Origin of the sequence: Streptomyces sp. NBC_01546 (assembly GCF_045208355.1) — a bacterium.
In the GTDB taxonomy this organism is placed as follows: Bacteria; Actinomycetota; Actinomycetes; order Streptomycetales; family Streptomycetaceae; genus Streptomyces.
This window is the reverse complement of sequence record NZ_CP109380.1, coordinates 399,108-420,024: the sequence shown is the minus strand read 5'-3', so window position 1 is coordinate 420,024 and position 20,917 is coordinate 399,108. Positions and strand designations below refer to the sequence as shown.

The following is a 20,917-nucleotide window of genomic DNA, read 5'->3' as shown; positions in this document are numbered from 1 at the left end:
GTCGATGTAGTCGATGTCAGTGAGCTCCACCAGCAGCCCCTGGGCGCGGGTACCACCGTCCTTGAAAACGTCTCCTGGAGCCCTTGGGCCGCGAGCGCTTGGAGCTCGGCCTCGGCGGCTCCGGCGTCCTGGGCGGCCAGCAGCCGCCCGCAATTTCAGGCGGCAGGTGCTGCGTGATTCGGCACAGCTCACCGGCTCGCTAACGCTGAGCGCCCGCCTGCCGAATCACAGAGCTCGCCCCGCTCAGGGGCGTCACCTCGGACGCGACCGGGGAGTCACCCGAATTTGGGTGCCTCCCCGGTCGTTCAGTGGCCGCAGGCCGCCTTGGGGTGGTCGAGGTAGGACCAGGTGGCCATGCCGACTTGTCCGTCGGCCGTGAGGCCAGTGCAGGCCTGAACCGTCTTGACCGCGGCTTCCGTATCGGCGCCGAAGTTGCCGTCGACGGTGAGGGACTGGCCGTAGTTGGAGTTGAGCAGGCACTGGATCTGCTTGACCTTGGATCCGACCATGCCCTTGGCCATGGTCTGGGTGCGGTCCCAGTTGAACTTGCAGTTCGCCGCGCCCGCCGCCCCGGTCGTCGAGGCCGGCGTCGTGCCGGACGGCCGGGACGCGCCGGGCGTGGCGGCCGTGCTGCCGGACTTGGAGGACGAGGGCGTGCCCTTGGGCGCGGTGCTGGGTCGGCCGCTGCTCGTCGCGTTGTTCTTCCCGTTTGGCGGCTCGGCCTCGGGCGCGGCTGGCGGCTCGGCGGAGGTGTTCTGTCCGGGGTTCTTGGCTTCTTTGTCGCCGGGATCGGCGGTGGTGGCTATCAGCCCGGCCGCGCCCCCGAAAACGAGCGCCGCGGTGACGGCCGCGATGACGTACGCCCGGGCACTGTTGCGGCTCTTGGGCTTGCCCGCTGGGGCCGCGGATGGGGTGCTGCTGTGCTGGTGAGGCGCCTTAGAGGGCATCTGATCTAGGTAGTTGGTGTTTTGGGATGTTCTTGTGACTGCACGCGCCGGTGGTCGTTGCCTGGGGTATGAGTGCTCGGCGTGCGTATCGCAGTGACGTCTCGGATGCCCGCTGGGCCTTGATCGAGCCGGTGTTCGTCGCCTGGCGGGCCGCAAGATCAGGGCCCGGTACCGCAGCGCGGGTGCACGACCTGCGAGAGATCGTGAACGCGATCCTGTACGTCAACCGCACCGGTATTCCGTGGGAGTACCTGCCCCACGACTTCCCGCCGTTCAAGACCGTCTACGACTACTTCGCCAAGTGGGAGGCGGACGGAACAACCGAGCTGGTCCATGACCTCTTGCGTGACCGGACCCGCCGGGCGAACGCTCGAAGCGCCGAGCCGTCCGCAGCCGTGGTGGACGCGCAGAGCGTGAAGACCTCGAGCAATGTCTCCGAAGCCAGTCAGGGCATCGATGCCGGCAAGAAGATCAAAGGACGCAAACGTCACCTGATCACCGAGACCCTCGGACTGGTCCTGACAGTCCTCGTCACCGCCGCCTCGGTCCACGACTCCGTCGGCGGCAAGCAGGCTCTGACCGAGTTGGCAGCGGCCCATCCGAGCGTGACCAGGGTGTGGGCCGACGGCGGCTACCAGACCAGCGTGATCCAGCACGGCGCCGGCCTCGGGATCGATGTTCAGGTAGTGCAGCGACCGCGCGTGAAGGGCTTCCGGCCGCTGCCCAAGCGGTGGGTGATCGAGCGGACCTTCGGCTGGCTGATGCAGCACCGCCGCCTGGCACGTGACTACGAAGCCCTACCTCAGAGATCCCGCACGATGATCCACTGGGCCATGGCTAACAAAATGAGCCGTGAGCTCACCGGAGAATCGTCACCAACCTGGCGAATCGAAACGGACATCCCGTTCACAACCATATGAACGTTGATCAGATGCCCTCTAAGCAGCTCTCTGTGAATGTCAGGATTCATTGTTCTCGTCCCCAGCCGACCCAATGCTCCAGGACATCCTCGGCAAAGCGGAATGGGCGGCCCTCCTCGCTCCAGCCGACCGCCGCAGCCTGAGCCGCCTGGCCGGCCATGACCACCCATGGCTGGTGAGACCGTGATCGCTGGGAGGCTGTCCGTTCACCGCATGCCGCTGCGAGTCCGAACCGCGGCCTCGCCGATCTGCGGCCGTCGCCGCCTTCGTCCAAGCCGCCCACGACGCCGCCGCCCACCACCCCGACCACATGACCGCACTGGCCGCCTACTGACCGGGGGCACTCACCCCTCGACCATGACGATCACCGCAGGAGCAATATCAGACGACCACCAGCGCGAAGAAAGGCCGGCAGCCCCTCACCCGCCACCAAGACCGCCTGGCCCGGTCGCGAACACTGCGGTGTCGCGGCCCGGCCTGTGTAGGCCGGGCCGCGACACCGAGGGCAGGCAGGTCCGGTCACTCAGGTGTGGAAACTGATGCCGAACGGAAGGCTGAAGCCCCACAGGATCCCGAGATGACCATCAGACGAAGGGGTATTCGCCGGCATGGGCTTGATTTGCTCCACGTACGACCTGGAACGCTCGGGAACCCCTGCGGCATTCATCCAGTTGATCCCCGCCGTGACACCGGTGGTCGTCCTCCAGAATGCATCGAAGAGGGCCCTCGAGTCATCCACGGCCTCCCGCGGAACACCCTGGCGGTCCGCCAGATACCTGACCTGTTCTCCGAAAGAATTCGGGTCCCCGAGCTTCCGCAGGATCTCTGCGAGCGCATCCTTGAACCCATTGTTCACGATGTCGACAACAGTCGTGAACCCGGCATAGTCAACGCCGGCCGGTTCTGTCGGCACTGGCATTTGGGTTGCAGTACCCATCTCACGGCTCCTTTCCGAGTCGGTTTCCCCCTCTTCGAACGAGTTTACCTCCAGGGCGGCGAAACAGCACCTCGAAGTGACACTAGATCAGAGAATGAAACAACGTCACACGGCGTCTTGGTGAAGCAACTTGAGAGAATTTCCTTAAGGGTCTCGTGCGTACGAACGCCCTCAAGAGGACTCCGCCGATCTTCTCGCATCGACGGCGCGGGGTGACCTCGTCCCTTGTCTCGAGCTGATCCGCCGCTCTATTCACATCTCATCGCCATCATCCAAGCTCGGCCGTCCCCGGGCGCGCAGCAGATGACCATTGGTCAACTCGGCATCGGCACAAGCTTTGCGCGCTCGTCCGGCCAGAGGGCTCCGACGCGCTCCTGGCAGTACTTGACGTGCTCGGCAGCCGAGGCAGTAGGTGAATACGCGGATCCGCGGTGCTGCATGCCCCCCACCCGACGGTGCCACGTCGGCCCTGCGATCAGAAGACCATGAACGTAGTGAGGGGAAGGTTGAGGCCGAAAGCCCACCTGCTTGCGTCGTGGCCATCGAGCGTAGGGATGTCCGCCGGCAGGGGCTTGATTTGCTCCACATACGACCTGGAACGCTCGGGAACCCCTGCGGCATTCATCCAGTTGGTCCCCGCCGTGACACCGGTGGTCGTCCTCCAGAATGCATCGAAGAGGGCCCTCGAGTCATCGACGGCCTCCCGCGGAACACCCTGGCGGTCCGCCAGATACCTGACCTGTTCTCCGAATGAATGCGGGTCAGCGAGCCTCCGCAGGATCTCTGCGAGCGCATCCTTGAACCCATTGTTCACAATGTCGACAACAGTCGAACCCGGCATAGTCAGCGGCGGCCGGTTCTGTCGGTACTGGCTCTTGGGTTGCAGTACCCATCTCACGACTCCTTTCTGAGTTGTCTCGGGCTGTATCCGCCGCAGGACTCCGCGGTGCCGCATGACCCGGCCCGGCGCTGCCGCGTTGACACTGCCTGTCAGAAAACCGTGGCCACACTGATGGCAAGTTCCCTACCCCACCACCTGCTTGAGCCATGGCCATCAGGCAAGGGGGTGTCCGCCGGCACGGGCTTGATCTGTTCCACATACGACTTGGAACGCTCAGGAACCCCTACAGCATTCGACCAGCTGATCTCGGTCTGAAGGCCGGTCACCGTATTCCAGAATGCGTCGTAGAGACTGCCCGCGTCGTCAACCGTGTGCGAAACACCTTGGCGGTCCGCCAGATACCTGACTGTTGTCTCGAAGGAGTGCGGATCCTTGAGCTTTCGAAGGATCTCGGCAATCGCGTTCGAGAGTTCGTTGCTCACCACGTCGACGACGGTCCGGAACCCCGTGTAGTCAGTTTCTTCAGCTGCTGCCAGTGCCGTGGAAGCCGTCAATTTTCGCCAGGTCTTGTTCCCGACTATCCCATCCGCAACGAGGCCGTTGTTCCACTGGAACCACTTCACTGCCGATTCTGTCTTCGGGCCGAAGTTGCCGTCAACCACAAGCGCGGGAGTCCAGCCGAGGTCGTTCAGGATTCGCTGGATGTTCTTGATTCCTTCGGACACGCTCCCCTTCTTGGCCAATGGCTGGTCGGCCGCCTTGCGCTCGGCCCGGGTGGGGTATTCTGTCAGCCAGTCGACGACGTCCTTGGGCAGGGTTTCCGGACTGTACGCCACTCCCGACGCCCATCCTTCTATTTGCCTGATCTTCTTCGCGAATATTTCCAGTTGCCCGTCATTCAACTCCGCGACCGTGACGTTCACATTCACACCAAGAGCCTCGGCAATCTGCCGTGCATACTCCTCCGGATTGTTCGGACCGTGACCGAGTGGCGCATAGATGTCCATCATTTGACGGATCGTCTTGTCTCTGCGTTTCAAGAGGAACTTCCGTATGGCCGCGAAACCCGTCGCCTCACTCGGAAATATCGCGAAAATGTCATTGGCCTTTCCGGTATACGCTCCGTAACTCTCGGCTTCGCCTGAACGCACGATGTTCCCAGGATTCTGATTGTTCCAAGAGACACTTCCCCCCGTGCGCATCACGCTCTCGTAGAAGACGTGATCTATGGCGAGGATGCTGATCACATCGCCCGCCTCCATGTCGTCGACCTCTGCCCAACGCATGATCTCCTCCATCCGAGGGGGTGATTGTGGAAGTTTCGCCTGTGGCCGCACAGCGCCGCAGCTGGCCCCAGAAAAATGGCAAACGTGATGCCAAACCGGGGTGTCGACCACCTAGGCGGTGAAGCGGAAGCCAAATACGAGTGCCGCCGCGTGCGCTTGCAGACCCACAGCGACGGGTCCATCGGATACTGCGAGATCCGGCTGGGCCGGGGTGGCTGATTCCCCGTACGCATCGTCGCGCTCGGGAATCCCGGAGTTGTTCATCCACCTGATCTCCCCGGCGACACCGGTGGCCAGCTTCCGAAATGCCTCACCAAAGGACATCACATCATCCGCAGAATCCAGCGAAACACCTACAGAATCCGCGATTCCCATGAATTCCGCACGGAAGACATCCGGGTCCCTGAGCTTTCGAAAAATGTCCTCGACCCCATCCGCAATAGCCTTGCTCGCGATCTCGGCTACAGCCTTGTACCCAAGGTAGGCATCTGCGTCTTTCGACGATTCCAGGCGCGTGTCGGTCATCTTGCGGTCGCTTTCTGCACTGGCGCCCACGAGGGGATGTGCCTTCCAGACGAGTCGCAAGGTCTGAGGCACGCTGCGTCCTCATGGAGCACGGTTCGGTCCACGGACCCCCTAGAGAGGGAACCCTGGAACGCGTCCACCCACGAGCATCCACTGCCGCTGTTCAGGCGACGTGAGTCGGATGCTGCGAAAAGCGTTGAGCAAGCGTTGTACGTGCATGAACGGCACGTCGTCGTCGCAGGAAGCGGCGGCTGAAGGGGACGCTGAAAAGGGGGATGAGTCTGCCCTCTGCCACATCGTCATCTGCGACGATGCGTGGTCGAACCGGATGCGCATGGCACATGCCACCTGCACAGTGGTGGATGTGTCAGGGAACCAGTCTTCGAACGAGGTATCGCTCGAACTGTTGGGCGCCTTCGAGCTGACCTGTGGCCGTAGCAGCGTGCACACACCTCTTGGAGCCCAGCGGCTGCTGGCGTTCCTCAGCCTCAGCCCCGACGGTGTCCACCGCAGCGCTGCGGCCGAGCAGCTGTGGCCCGATCTACCGTGCCACCGCGCGGCGGCCAACCTGCGCTCGGCGCTGTGCCAGGCGCGGCGCGCTTGCTGTGTCACCCTGATCGACTGCATCGGGCAGCGCTTGCGGCTGTCGCCTTTGGTGCAGGTCGATGTGCTGTCGATACGCGACTCGGCCCACCAGATCGTCGACAAGCTCGCACCGCCGTCCGCTGACAGCGAGACGCTCATCAACGAGTTCACCCGGGAGCTGTTGCCGGGCTGGCCTGACGAGTGGCTGCGTCTGGAACGCGAACGCTGGAAGCAAGTACGTCTGTACGCCCTTGAGGGCCTGGCCCAGCGGCTCCTGTCCGTGCACCGGTACCTGCCCGCCCTCCAAGCTGCGCTGGCGGCCGCCGCGATCGACCCGATTCGGGAGAGCGCCCACCGCATCGTCATCCAGATCCATCTCTCCGAAGGCAACGTCGCCAGCGCGGTCCGGTGTTACCAGCACTACGAGGTCTACCTTCGCCGGGAGCTCGGGGTTGGCCCGTCGCCGCAGATGACCGACCTGCTTCAGGGTCTGCGAAGTCCTGCACACGCACGGCCGTGACCAGTACGGAGCAGCCGTCCGAGGCCGTCGGTGACGATGCTCCGTTCGCGTCCCCGGGTGGCGCATTTTGGCCGGGCGGCGCGGTCGCGGGCGCGGGCCTCCAGGGCGGGCAGGTCCTGGGCGCGCAGGGCGTTCATGAAGAGCGACCGCACTCCGGCCTGGTGTGGCGGGTCCAGGGACTGCACGCTCAGGCTCGCCGCGGGCACGGTGGCCCCGGTGCGGCGCCGGTCGCGGGCGAAGATGGTGTGATCACGGAGGACGGCCGTGCAGTCGGCGTACCGGGTGACCAGCCACGAGGACATGCCGTCGTGCCAGGACACCGGGGCCTGCTCCCGCAGCGCGGCCAGCACCGGGTACGGGTTGTTCACGGTGGCGGGGTCGAGGGGTTCGTAGGTCAGCACCGGCAGCATGAACGCCTCCAGGACGTCACGGGGCGGGTGGGGCAGGGTCCGGGCCCGACTGCTGCCGGACCCGGACCCCTTTCAGCGCAGTTTCTGACCAGCTTGGTGTGCTTCTTCTTGAGCTTGTCGTAGTCACTCAGGTCCTTGGCGAATGCTGCCGGGGTGGCACTCGGCCCACTCGGCGTCCGTCCTGTCTGACGGATACCGCCGCACACGCTCACCACGGTCGGCCGCGTTCCCGTACACGTGCGCGAGGCAATCACACGTTGGACTCTGCGGGCTGCTCGCGTACAACTGCGGCAACAGAGCCTCCTGCTGTAGCTCCTTGGATTCGCACCCGACGAGCTGCTCAGGAGGCCCTGCCGCTATGCGCCGACCGGCCCGCGATCACCCAATCGAGACTCCCGTTCGATCGCCAAGCTCCTTGATCGGTACCAACGGCTTCTAGATCTCGGCGACGCAATCTTGCTAGAGCTCAATCTTGCAGATACAGATGCACCAGCCATCGATGCAGAGGCACCAGCACTCGCCTCCTCTGCCGGGAGGGCGCCGCGCCGCAACCTCCCGAGGAGACACGACGATCTTGGCGTTGAACTCCACGCTTTCGGTTTCACCCTCCTGGAACTTCTGGATCGCGTCCCGAAGAATTCCTGCACTGAGAGCACGAGCGAATGAGTCAGGTGTGTGGACCTGCGAGAGTACCTGCGCCAGAGACTGACGCTCGTTCGGTGTGCTCGTTCCCATCGGCGGTCTCCTCTTCCGATGCCGCTAACACGCGGCGTGGCTCAATGTCTCTGCCCAGCCAACCTGGAGGGCGTAGTGGGCGCCACTCTTCGTGGGCCAACTAGGGACTCGGGCTGCGCAATCGGGTTGCTGGCGGCGTGAGCTCCAACAGACGTGTTCGGGCCAGCGTCACCCGCCGCGGAAGCGGTGAGTCTCCCCGGCGGACTCGTCCGCTGGCAAGGCGTGGTCAGCTCCCCATTTCTTGACCCATCCGCAGGGAGCCTGCGGACGTGCCCTCGGTGGCCGGCGTTCTCGGGCCACCCCATGAGCAGCACCGCGAAAGTGTCTCAGCATGCCTGACGGTCCGTCCGGGGCGGGCAGCCGATCGCGAGAGATTCGAACAGATACCGCATGTCCGCTGCTCACCGGTTGTCCACTTTTTCGAAATTGATTCTCCGGACCGGAAGGGCATGGATTCATGGGGCCCTGGGCGAGACAGTGAACCCTGGTACGAGGAAGCGCTGGTACCAGTCGCGGGCCGGCTGTTTCCTCCCCGGTTTCGCATCAGCTTGTGGTGCGCGGTCACGGAGATCGAGATGTGCATCGCGGTGACCATCGATCAGGGTGGGTTCATCGAGCCGGACAATGCCATCTCCGTCACTGGCCTCTCCTCCGGCGTAGAAAAGGATCGTGTCCGGGCCTCCGCCCGCAAGCTCGCCCTGCCCCTCGCACTGGCGACGATGCCGGACGTCGCTTTCGAACAGACATCGCACGGCTGGAAATGGGTAGTCGACGGCTGGTCGCCAGGCATCACGATGCTCACAGGATCGACAGACAGGGACCAGGTCGCGCTGTTGGAGGAGCTACGCCGCCGCTGCGGACCAAAGTGGTGGTCGATCTACCTGCCCCGGATCAAGAAGACTGCGGAGATCGTGGGGGAGGCACCCACCGACTGGTCGACGCGGCGCGTGATCACAACGCTGGTCCGTCCAGCCACACACGTGGGACGGACCCACGCGTACGCCGATATGAGGGCCGCACGCGAACTCGGACTGCTGCGACCTACCGAAGAGTCTTGGCCACATGGGGCGCCTGATGTGGTCTCAGCCTGAGCGGTGCCCCCTTTTCGTCTGTGGGTCAGGCCTCCACGTCGATGCGGACCCGCGCGAGGAGGTGATCCGCCCGGGCTTCGACCTCGGTCCGGTCGGTGCCGGTGACGACGACGGCGCCAAGGCGGCCAGCGTTGGCGTGAGCAGGTCCCACCGGTGGCTCGACCCCACGGCGAAGGTCGGGCGTTCGCGGGAACAAGCCCGTGGCGCCTATCAATCACGCCGGACGTCGGGGCCATGGGGCAAGCGTGGGCGGCAATCCATGACACTGCCGCGGTTCCGGCCGACCGCCCGCTGTATCTGACCGCTACGCCCCGGGTCGCCGGCCTGTGGGCTGGAGCCGGCGAGGGCACCTGGGCGCCCGGCCAGTTGCACGCGGTCAACCGGGGCAACACCGAGGCGCTCATTGCGGGACTCGCGGCGACCGTCCGTTCCACGGCCGGTTAGTCTTCGGGCATGCGGATCTGCGTGTCCTCGGACATGGACGAACCCGTGGCTCGCGCCCTCCTCGGGCAACTGCGCGACCGCGGACACGACGTGGTGACGTACGGGGCACTGAGCCCCGGCGACGATCCGCAGTGGGCCGCCTGCTCGCAGGCGGCGGCCCGCGAGGTCGCCGCCGGGAACGCCGACCAGGCCGTCGTGTGCTGCTGGACCGGTACCGGCGCGTCGATCGCCGCGAACAAGGTGCCCGGCGTACGCGCGGCCCTGTGCACCGACGCCTACACCGCGGACGGGGCGCGCCGCTGGAATGACGCCAACGTACTCGCCCTCAGCCTGCGCCTCACCTCGGAACCGCTGCTCAGGGAGATCCTCGACGCCTGGTTCGCCGCCGAGGCGAGCACGGACCCCGAGGACCGGGAAAACATGGCGCGCATCGAACGGCTCGACAACACCAGAACCACACCCTGAACGAAGGCAGTCACGTCGGCGGGTGGGTGGTTCGCTTCCGGCACCGCGATCCAGTCCGCTCACGTCCCTCGTCGCGGGAGTGCCGTCGGCGAGCCTGGCCATCCAGGGCTCCTAGCCCCAACCGGTTACTCAGCGCGACCGCACCACGGAAAGTGAGTCAGAACCCAAACCCGTGAATCGAGCCACACGCGAGGGCGGCATCGCCGGACGAGGCCGCATCGAGCACGTCCCCCGGACGGAAGCGGGCACCGTGCGGGCGTGTGGATCACCAGCCACCGCGCCGGCCGCGACCGCCTCGACCACGCCCAACTCGCCGCCCTCGCCACCTCGGAGTGCAATGGGCGCAGTAGCGGACTGGCCTGCGATGATGACGGCGTGCCAGAGCCAGGGACCACTGCCGTCGTCAGTGTCTTGCCCGATGCCGCCCCGCTCCTCGATGCGGCGTGGCGTATCGACCCGGCTCTCGTGCGTCGTGGGGTGCCGGCGCACGTCTCGCTCCTCTACCCGTTCGTGCCGGAATCGGCGCTGACAGGTCAGGACGAGAAGGGCGTGCGTTCCCTGGCGGCGAGTTCTCCGGCAGCTGATCTGCTCTTGGCGGAGGTCGTGACGGCGCCCGGCTTCGTCGCCGTCACCGTTCCGGGACTCCAGCCGATCGTCGATGCGTTCCGCGCCCAGTGGCCCGGGTTGCGCCCGTACAGAGGCCGCTTCGGGGCGCGGCCCGCCGCCCATGTCACGGTCGCCATGGGCGCGGACGACCCGACGGCTGCCGCCCATGTCCGCGCTGCGATCGGCAGCCTGCTGCCCCTGCGCACCCGTGCGGCGGCGGTCCAGCTGGTGGTGCTGACGGAGGAAGGCTGGCAGTCGCGGTTCACCGCGCCGCTCGGCGTCCCGGACGGGCCGTGAACACCCGTGCGCCAGTCCCTCGCCCCTGGCCGCGACCACAGCCCGCGGCCGGCACCGCGTCCCTGGCCGGCTGATGCGGAGTGACCGCCGCCCCGGCAACCACCTTCGACGCGACATCGACGAACCACGTCACCCACGGACACACCGCCGAGCCTTCAAGATCCACGCGTACCGGGATCCGCTTGTGATCCCCTCCCAGCACGCGTTGCGATGCGGGGCGCTTCCCATACGCGTCATACCCGCGACGCGCCGCCCCCCCCCATCCCCCAAACCCGCCCGCTGCAGCGTCGCCACCTACGGCACGAGTTTCGAACCCGGGAACCAGACCGGGCGCGTGCCGCCGTCGGCGCGGTCGCCGGGCAGCGCGACCGCGTACCCGATGAGCACACCGTCGTCGCCGCGGCGCTCGAGCACGCGCAGGCCCGCGTCGCGAAGGCGCTCGAGGAAATCCGGCGTCGCCGCGGGCGAGCGCGGCCGCGGCGGGCCGCCTTCTCCGCCTCTCCGGTGACCGGACGGCGGCGCGCCGTGCGGTCCAAAGGTGACATCGGGGTCAGGCCCCAGCGGGCTTCGAAGGCGCGGGCGGCGGTGTGCATCGCCAGGATGTCTCCACGCAGCCGGGGGTGCCGGCCGTCCTGGCGGCGAGCAGGGCCGCGGGATCCTCCGTACGAGGGCGAGGACGGCAGCGCTCTGCCGGGCTGCTTCGGCGGTGGGAGACGGCGGTCCCGGCCGGGCGGATCGCGCCGTCCAGGAGGGTCAGCGGGGCGGTGACCTCGTTCAGGGCGATCCGGGCGATGGGGATCACGGCGGCGGGGACGGCGGGGTGGTGCCCGTCTTTCCGGCGGTGGTTGTGGACGGGGCGTACGTACGTCCGGGTGGTGAAGGCCGGCGCGGTCGGGAACAGGCCCAGGCAGAACGAGTTCACGGCGGCGCTCAGCGCTGCCCACATCTTGGGGGGCGTGGGGCGGGCGGAGCCTCAGGTCCGGCTCAGTGGGCTCTCTAGGGGCGGGCGGGACAGTGTCGGGAACCTGTTCGCCATGTCCTTTGGAGGCTGGCCCATGTCCGCGCCCGTGCTCGAACCGCACGTGGAGGCACCGTCCGCCCCGCACCCGCCCGCAGGGGCCTGCCGGGGCACGGTGTAGGGGCTCCTCTCTGACGCCGTCGCGAGCCCTGTTTCTGACGAAAGGTCATGCGAGCGATGATTATTGCGGCAATCGCAGATAGTGCTCCGGGAACTGGAAACGACACGACGATCCGCCGGATTGCAGCTCATTTGTCCAGTGTGGGTCATGAAGTGCGGCTGGTGGAAGCCAGTGCCCTCCCGGAGGTCCTTGCCGACGGGGTCGGGGGGCTGAGCTTCGATGCGGCGATCGTGACCCACGCTGTGGCCGCGGGTGAAATCCGGCACAGCCTGAACGTCCCGTACATCGTGGTGTTCGGCGGCACCGATCTCAACGAGTTCTCCCTGGATCCCGCCCATTTCGCGGTCATGACCGAGGCGGTGGCCGGTGCGGAGGCATTGGTGGCGTTCAACGACGACTTCGTGCTGCGCTGCCTGGCCCTGTGGCCGGACACCATCGGGAAGCTGTACTCGATTCCCCAGGCGGTGGACACCGACCCGTCCGATTTCTCGCTGAAGAACCGGCTCGGCTTGCCGGACGATTCGAAGGTCCTTCTCCTGCCGGCGGGGCTTCGTCCGGTGAAGGACCCCCTCTTCCTGACCGGATGCGTGGACGAGTGGCATCGGGAGGACCCCCGCGTGCGTCTGGTCATAGCAGGCGTCTCCTACGACGGGTTCGAAGAGATCCTGCGTCGTCGATGTCTCAGGCACAGCGGAGTTCACTACGCCGGCGCCCTGAACCGCCGGGACCTGCACGCGGCGATGCGGGAGGCCACCGCCGTGCTGAACACTTCGATCAGCGAATGCAGCCCCAACGCGGTGCTGGAGGCCATGCATCTGGGCACCCCGGTCATTGCCCGAGATATTCCGGGCAACACCTGCCTGGTGGCCGACGGCATCACCGGCTTGCTGTTCCACAGTCCGGACGAGTTCAGAAAGCAAGCGCAGAGGCTGCTGGAGGACCGTTCGCTCGCGGCCACCTTGGCGGGCAACGCCCGCCGGATGATCGACAGCAGGCACGGCCTCCCTGCCGAGGCCGCCGCGTACACGCAGCTCCTTCAGGACGTGGCAAGGAGGAGCGTCCATGCGTGAGACAGCGACTGTCCGTCTCCCCGGTACCGAACTGTTCGTGGAGGCGTTCGGTGAGGAGGGGGATCCTGTGGTCCTCCTGGTCTCCGGCACGGGTGCGTGCATGCTCGCCTGGGACCGGGAGTTCTGTATCCGGCTGGCGGCCGGGCGGCGGCGCGTACTGCGCTACGACGGACGGGACACCGGGCGTTCGACCACCTGCCCGCCGGGCTCACCGGACTACGACCTGCATGATCTGGCCTCGGACGCGATCGGCATTCTGGACGCTTTCGGTGTCAGGGAGGCTCATCTGGTCGGGCTGTCCCAAGGCGGAGCCGTCAGCCAGCTGGTGGCGCTCGCCCATCCCGGCCGTGTGGCATCGCTGACGCTCATGTCCAGCAGTCCGGGCGACGCGGATCCCGAACGCCCGACCTTGCCGCCCACACCGCTCAAGACCCAGGTCGAACTGCACAACGCGCCCTGGCCGCAGTGGTCGGACCAAGGCTCGGTCGCGGACTACATCGTGTTCCTGGACCGGCTGCACGCCGGATCGGAGCGGGACTTCGACGAGCACTCCTCCCGGGACCGGGCGCGCAGGGTGGTCGGGCGGGCAGGGAACATCGAGTCCAGCCTGACCAATCACTACTACGTGGAGCCTGTCACTCCTTGGCGGACGCGTTTGCCCGAGATTCGGGTACCCACGCTGGTCGTCCACGGCGCACACGACCGGCTCCTCCCGCTGGAACACGGCCTGGCCCTTGCCCGGGAGATTCGGGGCGCGAAGATGATGACCCTGCCCCTGGGTGGTCATGGTCTAGACCCCAGAGACTGGGCCCCGGTCATCAGCGAGATCCTCGGTCACACCCGTCCCACTGAAGAAGGACTCCTCCCCCATGCTGCTGTCCGGTGAACCCGACATCCGTCTGTCCTGCGACGCGCTGCTGTTCGACATGGACGGAGTGCTGGTCGATTCCCTGCCCACGATCGAGCGCCATCTGCGCGACTGGTCGTTGGAGCACGGGCTGGATCCCGCGACAGTGCTTGAACTGTCGGGCGGCCGTACCACCCGGGAATTGATAGAACTGGTGGCGCCCGGCTTGGACTCGTCCGCGGAGGAGGCCCGGCTGCTGGTCCGTGAGGTCGAGGACACCGCGGGCATCTCGGCGTCCCCGGGGGCCAGGAGCCTCCTGGCGGATGCCGGGCCCTGGGCGGTGGTGACCTCCGGACGGCGCGCGGTGGCCAGAGCCCGTCTCAAGGCCGCGGGCCTGCCGGTACCCGAGGTACTGGTAACCGCCGATGACGTGACGACCGGAAAGCCCGACCCGCAGGGTTATCTTCAGGCGGCCCGCCGCCTGGGCGTAGCGGCCGGCCGGTGCGTGGTGCTGGAGGACGCGGCGGCGGGGCTCGACGCCGGTGCGGCGGCCGGGATGACTACCATCGAGATGCGTCCCGTGCCGTCCGTCCGGCCCCGCCTGGGCGACCACCTGATTACCGGCCTGGACACTCTACGAGTCGTACGGTGACCGACTTCGCGCAGTTGCGGCTGATTTACCTGCTCACCGGTGTGGTCAGCGCCCAGTGGGGGGCGTGCCTGCCCGCCCTGGACGCCCGCCTGGACTTGGGTGAGGGCAGGCTGGGCGGGATGCTGCTGGCCATGGGGCTCTCCGCGATGGCGGGCATGACCGCGGCCGGGCGCCTGGCCGCACGGCCGCTGCTCGCGTGGACTGCTCCCGCCGCCGCACTGGCCCTCGCCGGCCCGGCCGTCGCGGACGGCTACTGGGCGCTGACGGTCGCGGCCGGGGTCCTCGGGCTGCTCCTGGGCGGCCTCAATGTCGTGTTGACGCTGCACGCTGCTGCTGCCGAGCATGTCCACCAGCAGCCGGCCATGTCCCGGCTGCACGCCATGTGGACCGTCGGCGCGGTGGGCGGCGGCCTCGCCGTCGCTGCCGCCCTGCAGGCCGGTGTCGGGGTGGAGGCTGTGCTGGCCTTCAGCGGGCTCGTTTTGGCCGCTTTCATGGGCGTTCTCACCTTCCGGGCCAGGCCGCCCGGCCCGCGTCCCGCCGAGTCGGGCACCACCGCTCGCCGCAGTCCCCTGCTGGTGGTGGCAATGGGGCTGCTGGGCGCGGCCGCGTTTCTTACCGAAGGAGCCGCTACCGACTGGGCCGGTGTCCATGCCCGTCGGGTTCTCGATGTCACGCCGGCTGTGGCGTCCTTGACCTATACGGCCTTTCTCGCGGCTATGACGGTGGTCCGCTTTGCGGGCGACCTCCTCCGCTCCCGCCTGGGTCCGAGCGTGACGCTCCGGACCGCGGGGCTCGCCACCGCGACGGGACTGCTGCTCGTGATCTCCTCGTCCACCATAGGCGCGCTCGGCGCCTATACAGGATGGGCACTGGCCGGTGCCGGGATGGCGCTCATCTGGCCTGTCCTGGCCAGCACCGCCGGCCACGGGACGCCCGGCCAGCTCTCGACGATCACCACACTCAGCTACAGCGGCAGCCTGGTGGGCCCGGCCGCCATCGCCTACATCGCAGCCTCCACATCCCTGCCCACCGCTCTGGCACTTCCCGCGGTGCTCGCCGCGCTCCTCGCGTTGACCGGCCCCTATGTCCTTGCCGCATGGATCGGTACGACAGCCGACGCGGGGCGACAGCGAAAACTGCTCGAACAACGTTGAGAGTGTCGCTTCGGGGTTTCTCCTGAGTGGGGTCGGAGGGCCATGGGATCGCCCGGTACACCGGGGTCGGATCGGCCACACTGCACCGGGGCTTCCCTTCCCGGCACGATCCGCTTCGGCAGCTGGCTGCGGGTCTGGGCATCGGGAGAGCGCGATCAGGAACAGAGGGTGGTGGCGGGCCAGCCTCGGCAGTCGAACTGACCCGGCGGTGGCCGCTGGGCACACTCGGCTACCTGGTCACGTGGTGCAACGAGGACGACGAAGTGCTGATGTACTCCCTGACCACGCGCAGTCGTCTCTTCCGTCCGCGCGTGGCTGCCGGACCCCACCGCATCACGCTCGGCAGAACGCCGCTGGCCTCCCTGCCCGCCCCCGGTCCGAACGCCGTTGTGCCGTGGCCTGCGCTGGGAGCACGTCGGTTCGGCTACGCCGAGCAGCACTACTTCGGCAACCCCGGCGGCTACCTGCACTGGGGGGTGGGAGTGGGTGACGCCGGCTCCCCCGCTCACGCGCCCATCGGCTGCGACGGGGATGGATGGGGGCCCGGATCAACTCCGTCCTCGTCGTCGGCTCCACGATCGACCTGGCGAGCGTGCTGCCGTACGGCATCGCGCCGGACTACGACCGCGTCCGGCTGCTCGAACTCCGCCATCCCGCACGCGTCGCACTGGCCGCGAGATGCCGGAACGCCAGGCACGCGGTGCTGCGCCTGAAGGTACGTCGTCAGCGCCCGGACTCGACCGCCTTGTCGGAGTAGCACCTGCCTGTGGACCCGAGCGTCCGAGGATGGCCGGTGGTCCGTCAAGATCAGCGGGATGGGAGACTGGCCGGCCGGGCAGAGAACAGAAAGGACGGACACCATGGTGCGACGGCGACACAGGCGCGCAGCTCTGGCGTCCCTGGTCATGGCGGCGCTGATGACCGCGACGGCGACGGCCTGTGCTTTTCCGCTGCGGGATCTCGGCCCGCTGCCCCCGCGTTTCTCGGGTCCGCCGCTGCCTGCGGACTCGGTGGTGTCGGAGATGATCTCGATACTGGCGGCAGAGGGCATCACGGTGGAGAGGGAACCCTCGACCTATCTGGGCAGGTGCCGCGAACGGCTCTCGGGACGGCATGCGCCGGAGACGGTGGACGCCGCCCTGAAGGCGGCCTTCGCGCGGGCCCGTTCCGAACATGGCTGGCAGTCCGGTCCCGACATGGGCAGCGAGACGCTCACCCTCGTGAAGAACAACTGGACGGTCACGTCCGGCTTCTCGGGGGAGCCGGCACAGGGCATTCAGGCGCCGGTCATCGTGTCGATGATGTGTCTGGACGGCGGTACCTCCTCTGCCCCCGCGTCGCCTTCTGCGTCGGCGTCGTTCTGACGGCGGGCCTTGCCGGCGGGTGGCTTAGAACGCCGACGGGGCGGCGTACGCCCGACGCGGTGTCGGAGTACGCCGCCCCTGGGCGGCCCGCGCTGTCATAGCGGTTACTTCGGGTCGCTGTTGAACTTCGCGGCCGACCAGAAGTAGCCGAGCACCGCGAGGCCCAGGCACCAGGCGACCGCGAGCCACCCGTTGTGGCCGATCTCGGTGCCGAGCAGCAGCCCGCGCAGGGTCTCGATGGCCGGGGTGAACGGCTGGTACTCGGCGATCGGCTGGAACCAGCCCGGCATGGAGTCGACCGGGACGAAGGCGCTGGAGATGAGCGGGAGGAAGATCAGCGGCATCGCGTTGTTGCTGGCGGCCTCGGCGTTCGGGCTGATCAGGCCCATGCCGACGGCGATCCAGGTGAGCGCCAGGGCGAAGAGTACGAGCAGTCCGAAGGCCGCGAGCCACTCCAGGGCGGTTGCGTTCGTGGATCGGAAGCCGATGGCGACGGCGACGGCGCCGACGAGGACCACGCTGGCGATCGACTGCAGCACGCTGCCGATGACGTGCCCGATGAGCACCGAGCCGCGGTGGATCGCCATGGTGCGGAAGCGGGCGATGATGCCCTCGGTCATGTCGTTGGAGACGGACACGGCGGTGCCGATGGTGGTGCTGCCGATGGTCATCAGCAGGAGGCCCGGCACGAGGTAGGCGATGTACTCGGAGCGGTCGCCGCCGCCGATGCCCGCGCTCATCGCGTCGCCGAAGATGTAGACGAAGAGCAACAGCAGCATGATCGGCGTGAGCAGCAGGTTCAGGGTGAGGGACGGGTAGCGCCGGGCGTGCAGGAGGTTGCGGCGCAGCATCGTGGACGAGTCGCGTACGGCGAGGGAGAGGGAGCTCATCGGACTGACTCCTTGGGCTGGTTGGGGATGGTGGTTCCCCCGCCGGTCAGGGCGAAGAACACGTCGTCGAGGTCGGGGGTGTGCACGGTCAGCTCGTCGGCCTCGATGCCGGCCGAGTCCAGCCGGTCGAGGATGGACCGCAGTTGGAGCTGGCTGCCGTCGCTGGGGATTTGCAGCGCCAGTGCCTCGTCGTCCCGGGTGACCTCGCGCAGCGCGGAGGCGGCGGACTGGTACGCGGCCGGGTCGGCGAAGCGGAGCCGGACGTGGCCGCCGGGGATGAGCCGCTTGAGCTCCTCGGCGGTGCCCTGGGCGGCGATCTTGCCGTCGTTGAGCACGGCGATGCGGTCGGCGAGTTCGTCGGCCTCCTCCAGGTACTGCGTGGTGAGGAAGACGGTGACGCCGTCGGAGACGAGCTCGCGGATGATCCCCCACATGGTGTGCCGGGAGCGGGGGTCGAGGCCGGTGGTCGGCTCGTCGAGGAAGATGATCCGCGGGTTGCCGACCAGGGTCATGGCGATGTCGAGGCGGCGCTTCATGCCGCCGGAGTAGGTGGAGGCGGGCTTCTTCGCCGCCTTGGTGAGGTCGAAGCGCTCCAGCAACTCGGCGGCGACCCGCCGCCCCTCACGCTTCGACAGGTGGTGCAGGTCCGCCATGAGGAGCATGTTCTCCTCGCCGGTGATCAGGCCGTCGACGGCGGAGAACTGGCCGGTGACGCCGATCGCGGCGCGGACCGCCTGCGGGTCGGCGGTCAGGTCGTGGCCGGCGACCCGCAGGTCGCCGGCGTCGGCGGTGATGAGGGTGGAGAGGATCTTGACGGCGGTGGTCTTGCCGGCGCCGTTCGGGCCGAGCAGGGAGAAGATCGTGCCCGCCGGGACGTGCAGGTCGATGCCGTCGAGGACGACCTTGTCGCCGTAGGACTTGCGCAGCCCGTTCGCCGCGATGGCCAGGTTGGTCATGAGGGGTGCTCCTTTAGAGGCTGCGGGCGGTGATGTCGCCGTAGGCGGTGGTCGCGTGGATGGTCAGGCCGGCGGTGGCGCCGTCGGTGTTCTTGAGCGCGTTGTGGATGCGGCCGTGGGTGGTGCCGGCGTCGAGGGAGGCGGAGACGCCCCGGGCGGCGCCGATCGACAGGTTTCCCGCCTCGGTGCGCAGGGTGACCGTGCCGTGCACGGCCTCGGCGATGTGGATGTCGCCCTTCTGCGTGCTGATCTGTGCCGGGCCGCCCAGGCGGCCGACGGAGATGTCGCCGGCGAGGAGAGTGAGGCGGGCGCCCGCGGTCTCGTCGAGCTTGATCGAGCCCTGCGCCGCCTCGAGGGTGACGTCGCCCAGCCGTCCGACGCCCCGGAGTTCGGCGGCGGCCGTCTTCGCCTCGACGCGGGAACCGGCGGGCAGCTGGACCGTCACCTCGACGGAACCGGAGTGGCCCAGGATCCGGTTCTTCGCCGGAGCGGCCTCGATCCGCAGCACGCCGTCGACGTACTCGACCGTGGTCTGCTCCGCCGCCTTCACATCGCGGCTGCTCGAGGCGTTCGCCGGCCGGACCTCGACCGTGGTGTCGGCCCGGTCGGCGGCGATGAACCGGACGAGTCCCGCGGGGATGTCCAGGACGGTGGCGATCGGGGCGGGGGTGGCGAACTTCTGCATGATGCTGTCCTTCGACTCGTTGTTTCTGATGTCGAAAACGCTACGTTGCCTTCAAAGATCGTTCAATGACTTCGTTGCGCAAGATGGTTATTTTCGCAGGTCAAAGGCTAGAAATCGTTGCAACGGTTTTTGAAATTAACGCAACGACAGCAGTCTGTACGTTGCAATGAACTGAGGGTGAACGCTATAGTGGAGGCATCAAGGAGAAACGAAGGAGATCGCAATGCCGGGAGGCAGGCTCACCCAGCAGGAACGTCAGCAGATCGCGCTGGGGGTGGCCGACGGGCTCGCCTACGCGGAGATCGCCAGACGCCTCGATCGCCCGACCTCGACCATCACTCGCGAGGTCACGCGCAACGGCGGCCCCGCCGGCTACCGCGCCGATCTGGCCCACCGAGCCACCGAACACCGCGCCCACCGGCGGAGGCAGGCCACACCCCAAGGGCAGCAGGCGCCCCCGCAGGCCCATGGGCGTGACCCCGAGGCGGTGCGCGAGTACGAGGAGACGTTCACCACCCTCCTCATGGCCTCGGGCCTGCCCAAGATGATGGCCCGGGTGCTGACCTGCCTCTACACCACGGACGCGGGCAGCCTCACCGCGTCCGAACTCGTGCAGCGCCTCCAGGTCAGCCCGGCGTCGATCTCCAAAGCGATCGCGTTCCTGGAGAGTCAGGGCCTCGTCCGCAGGGAACGCGACGAACGCCGCCGCGAGCGCTACATCGTCGACGACGACGTCTGGTACCAGTCGATGATCGCCAGCGCGCGCTCCACCGCTCAGCTCGCCGAGACCGCACGGCAGGGGGTGGGCATCCTCGGCCCTGACACCCCGGCCGCCACCCGCCTCGAGAACATCGCCCGCTTCGTCGACTTCGTCTCCGAGAGCATCACCCGCGCCGCGGACCAGGCCCGCGAGATCCTCTACACGAAGGCCGAGGTCGAACCGGCCTCGGGCGGCGCCGCCACGCCGAGTTCAGACCGCGGATAGACAGCCGTCTCGACGGTCACGGCCGGTGGTGCCCGCGCCGGATCACCCGGGAGGCGGTGGAGGAACTCGAACTCGCCGTCGCGTCTCTCGTCACGCCTGGGTGAAGTCCACCGACGGGTTCATCGACACCACCTCTGGTTCCCTCCGCCTCGAGCCTGGCCGTAGTCCTGCTCGTCGGTGTCGGGCGTCGGCTTGCGGGTGCGCGATCGGCCCAGACGATGGTGATCTCCGCGTGGGGCAGCCGGAACCGCAAGCGGTCCTTGGCCCCTGGCAGGAGTACGACGTGAGGGCGGCGGCGTGGCGGCGCTCGCTTTCGCGACGGCCCACTCCGCCACACAGCCGGGGCAGGTAAGCAGTCGCCCAGCAGCAGGTCGTGGCGGCCGTGCCCGGCAGGTGTCGGCGTGCACGCCAACCGCCAATCGGCAGACCTCGACAGAAGAAGCGCTTGCTTCCGTACGCTCCGCCACGTTCCTACAGGTCCAGCCGTGGCTTCGGGCCGCTGGGACTGATCGCGGACCCGGTACTGAGATGTCGACGTCCAGGTTGCCCAGTGCCCGCGCGGCCTC

Annotated in this window: 23 protein-coding genes and 1 pseudogene; 13 read left to right on the top strand and 11 right to left on the bottom strand. The window is 67.6% G+C overall.

Going from position 1 to position 20,917, the window contains the following annotated elements; translation table 11 throughout:
- Positions 1-305: 305 nt before the first annotated feature.
- A complete protein-coding gene (locus OHA89_RS40665; protein WP_331762004.1) occupies positions 306-947 on the bottom strand; it encodes a peptidoglycan-binding domain-containing protein in 642 nt (213 codons plus the stop codon).
- A gap of 68 nt (positions 948-1,015) precedes the next feature.
- Here OHA89_RS40665 and OHA89_RS40660 point away from each other — a divergent pair, with 68 nt between their 5' ends.
- Positions 1,016-1,867: an IS5 family transposase gene (locus tag OHA89_RS40660; protein ID WP_331762002.1), complete on the top strand. Its 852-nt coding sequence runs from the start codon at positions 1,016-1,018 to the stop codon at positions 1,865-1,867.
- A 523-nt stretch (positions 1,868-2,390) separates the two neighbouring features.
- Here the strand turns inward: OHA89_RS40660 and OHA89_RS40655 are convergent.
- From OHA89_RS40655 to OHA89_RS40640, 4 genes are all read right to left on the bottom strand, one after another.
- On the bottom strand, positions 2,391-2,804 hold the full coding sequence (locus tag OHA89_RS40655; RefSeq protein ID WP_331762000.1) for a hypothetical protein: 414 nt from the start codon (positions 2,802-2,804) through the stop codon (positions 2,391-2,393).
- A gap of 475 nt (positions 2,805-3,279) precedes the next feature.
- Positions 3,280-3,702, bottom strand: coding sequence for a hypothetical protein (locus OHA89_RS40650; protein WP_331761999.1), 423 nt, complete (start codon positions 3,700-3,702; stop codon positions 3,280-3,282).
- Between the two features lie 92 nt (positions 3,703-3,794).
- Positions 3,795-4,943 (bottom strand): peptidoglycan-binding protein, encoded by a 1,149-nt coding sequence (locus OHA89_RS40645; protein ID WP_406368960.1) that lies wholly within the window; start codon positions 4,941-4,943, stop codon positions 3,795-3,797.
- A 99-nt stretch (positions 4,944-5,042) separates the two neighbouring features.
- Positions 5,043-5,528: a hypothetical protein gene (locus OHA89_RS40640; protein ID WP_331761996.1), complete on the bottom strand. Its 486-nt coding sequence runs from the start codon at positions 5,526-5,528 to the stop codon at positions 5,043-5,045.
- A gap of 145 nt (positions 5,529-5,673) precedes the next feature.
- Between OHA89_RS40640 and OHA89_RS40635 the strand changes: the two genes are divergently transcribed.
- Positions 5,674-6,561 (top strand): BTAD domain-containing putative transcriptional regulator, encoded by an 888-nt coding sequence (locus OHA89_RS40635; RefSeq protein WP_406368958.1) that lies wholly within the window; start codon positions 5,674-5,676, stop codon positions 6,559-6,561.
- Here the strand turns inward: OHA89_RS40635 and OHA89_RS40630 are convergent.
- Positions 6,525-6,971, bottom strand: a complete 447-nt coding sequence (locus tag OHA89_RS40630; RefSeq protein ID WP_331761992.1) for a hypothetical protein — start codon at positions 6,969-6,971, stop codon at positions 6,525-6,527. The genes OHA89_RS40635 and OHA89_RS40630 overlap by 37 nt on opposite strands.
- Before the next feature lie 1,310 nt (positions 6,972-8,281).
- Between OHA89_RS40630 and OHA89_RS40625 the strand changes: the two genes are divergently transcribed.
- Entirely contained in the window at positions 8,282-8,797 is a 516-nt protein-coding gene (locus OHA89_RS40625; protein WP_331761990.1) for a hypothetical protein, read from the top strand.
- A gap of 25 nt (positions 8,798-8,822) precedes the next feature.
- On the opposite strand, the gene OHA89_RS40620 is transcribed toward OHA89_RS40625, so the two are convergent.
- Positions 8,823-8,948 carry a hypothetical protein gene (locus tag OHA89_RS40620; RefSeq protein WP_331761988.1) on the bottom strand — a complete coding sequence of 42 codons (126 nt, stop codon included), beginning with the start codon at positions 8,946-8,948 and terminating at the stop codon, positions 8,823-8,825.
- 302 nt (positions 8,949-9,250) lie between these two features.
- On the opposite strand from OHA89_RS40620, the gene OHA89_RS40615 reads away from it, so the two are divergent.
- Together OHA89_RS40615 and OHA89_RS40610 are read left to right on the top strand one after the other, a co-directional pair.
- Positions 9,251-9,706 (top strand): RpiB/LacA/LacB family sugar-phosphate isomerase, encoded by a 456-nt coding sequence (locus tag OHA89_RS40615; RefSeq protein ID WP_266616165.1) that lies wholly within the window; start codon positions 9,251-9,253, stop codon positions 9,704-9,706.
- A 258-nt stretch (positions 9,707-9,964) separates the two neighbouring features.
- A complete protein-coding gene (locus tag OHA89_RS40610) occupies positions 9,965-10,609 on the top strand; it encodes a 2'-5' RNA ligase family protein (RefSeq protein ID WP_331761984.1) in 645 nt (214 codons plus the stop codon).
- 550 nt (positions 10,610-11,159) lie between these two features.
- Here the strand turns inward: OHA89_RS40610 and OHA89_RS40605 are convergent.
- A complete protein-coding gene (locus OHA89_RS40605; RefSeq protein ID WP_266616159.1) occupies positions 11,160-11,555 on the bottom strand; it encodes a hypothetical protein in 396 nt (131 codons plus the stop codon).
- 240 nt (positions 11,556-11,795) lie between these two features.
- Here OHA89_RS40605 and OHA89_RS40600 point away from each other — a divergent pair, with 240 nt between their 5' ends.
- From OHA89_RS40600 to OHA89_RS40570, 7 genes and pseudogenes are all read left to right on the top strand, one after another.
- Positions 11,796-12,818, top strand: coding sequence for a glycosyltransferase (locus OHA89_RS40600; protein WP_266616157.1), 1,023 nt, complete (start codon positions 11,796-11,798; stop codon positions 12,816-12,818).
- A complete protein-coding gene (locus OHA89_RS40595; RefSeq protein WP_266616156.1) occupies positions 12,811-13,704 on the top strand; it encodes an alpha/beta fold hydrolase in 894 nt (297 codons plus the stop codon). Before OHA89_RS40600 ends, OHA89_RS40595 begins: the two co-directional genes overlap by 8 nt.
- Positions 13,688-14,317 (top strand): HAD-IA family hydrolase, encoded by a 630-nt coding sequence (locus OHA89_RS40590; protein WP_266616155.1) that lies wholly within the window; start codon positions 13,688-13,690, stop codon positions 14,315-14,317. The genes OHA89_RS40595 and OHA89_RS40590 overlap by 17 nt, the downstream gene beginning before the upstream one ends.
- On the top strand, positions 14,314-15,471 hold the full coding sequence (locus OHA89_RS40585; RefSeq protein WP_266616153.1) for an MFS transporter: 1,158 nt from the start codon (positions 14,314-14,316) through the stop codon (positions 15,469-15,471). The genes OHA89_RS40590 and OHA89_RS40585 overlap by 4 nt, the downstream gene beginning before the upstream one ends.
- A gap of 26 nt (positions 15,472-15,497) precedes the next feature.
- A pseudogene (locus tag OHA89_RS40580) lies at positions 15,498-15,971 on the top strand (ETEC_3214 domain-containing protein); the annotation flags it as partial.
- A 35-nt stretch (positions 15,972-16,006) separates the two neighbouring features.
- A complete protein-coding gene (locus OHA89_RS40575) occupies positions 16,007-16,228 on the top strand; it encodes a hypothetical protein (protein ID WP_266616151.1) in 222 nt (73 codons plus the stop codon).
- Positions 16,229-16,376: 148 nt separating this feature from the next.
- The gene (locus OHA89_RS40570) at positions 16,377-16,835 is read left to right on the top strand and encodes a hypothetical protein (protein WP_266616149.1); all 459 of its coding nucleotides are present in this window, start codon (positions 16,377-16,379) and stop codon (positions 16,833-16,835) included.
- 104 nt (positions 16,836-16,939) lie between these two features.
- Here the strand turns inward: OHA89_RS40570 and OHA89_RS40565 are convergent, their stop codons facing one another.
- The 3 genes from OHA89_RS40565 to OHA89_RS40555 are packed head-to-tail and all read right to left on the bottom strand — an operon-like array spanning position 16,940 to position 19,366.
- On the bottom strand, positions 16,940-17,725 hold the full coding sequence (locus OHA89_RS40565) for an ABC transporter permease (protein WP_266616147.1): 786 nt from the start codon (positions 17,723-17,725) through the stop codon (positions 16,940-16,942).
- Positions 17,722-18,681, bottom strand: coding sequence for an ATP-binding cassette domain-containing protein (locus OHA89_RS40560; RefSeq protein WP_266616145.1), 960 nt, complete (start codon positions 18,679-18,681; stop codon positions 17,722-17,724). Before OHA89_RS40560 ends, OHA89_RS40565 begins: the two co-directional genes overlap by 4 nt.
- Before the next feature lie 13 nt (positions 18,682-18,694).
- Complete coding sequence (locus OHA89_RS40555) at positions 18,695-19,366, bottom strand: DUF4097 family beta strand repeat-containing protein (protein ID WP_331761973.1); 672 nt, start codon at positions 19,364-19,366, stop codon at positions 18,695-18,697.
- Between the two features lie 223 nt (positions 19,367-19,589).
- Between OHA89_RS40555 and OHA89_RS40550 the strand changes: the two genes are divergently transcribed.
- Positions 19,590-20,351, top strand: a complete 762-nt coding sequence (locus OHA89_RS40550; protein WP_266616142.1) for a helix-turn-helix domain-containing protein — start codon at positions 19,590-19,592, stop codon at positions 20,349-20,351.
- Positions 20,352-20,917: the final 566 nt, after the last annotated feature.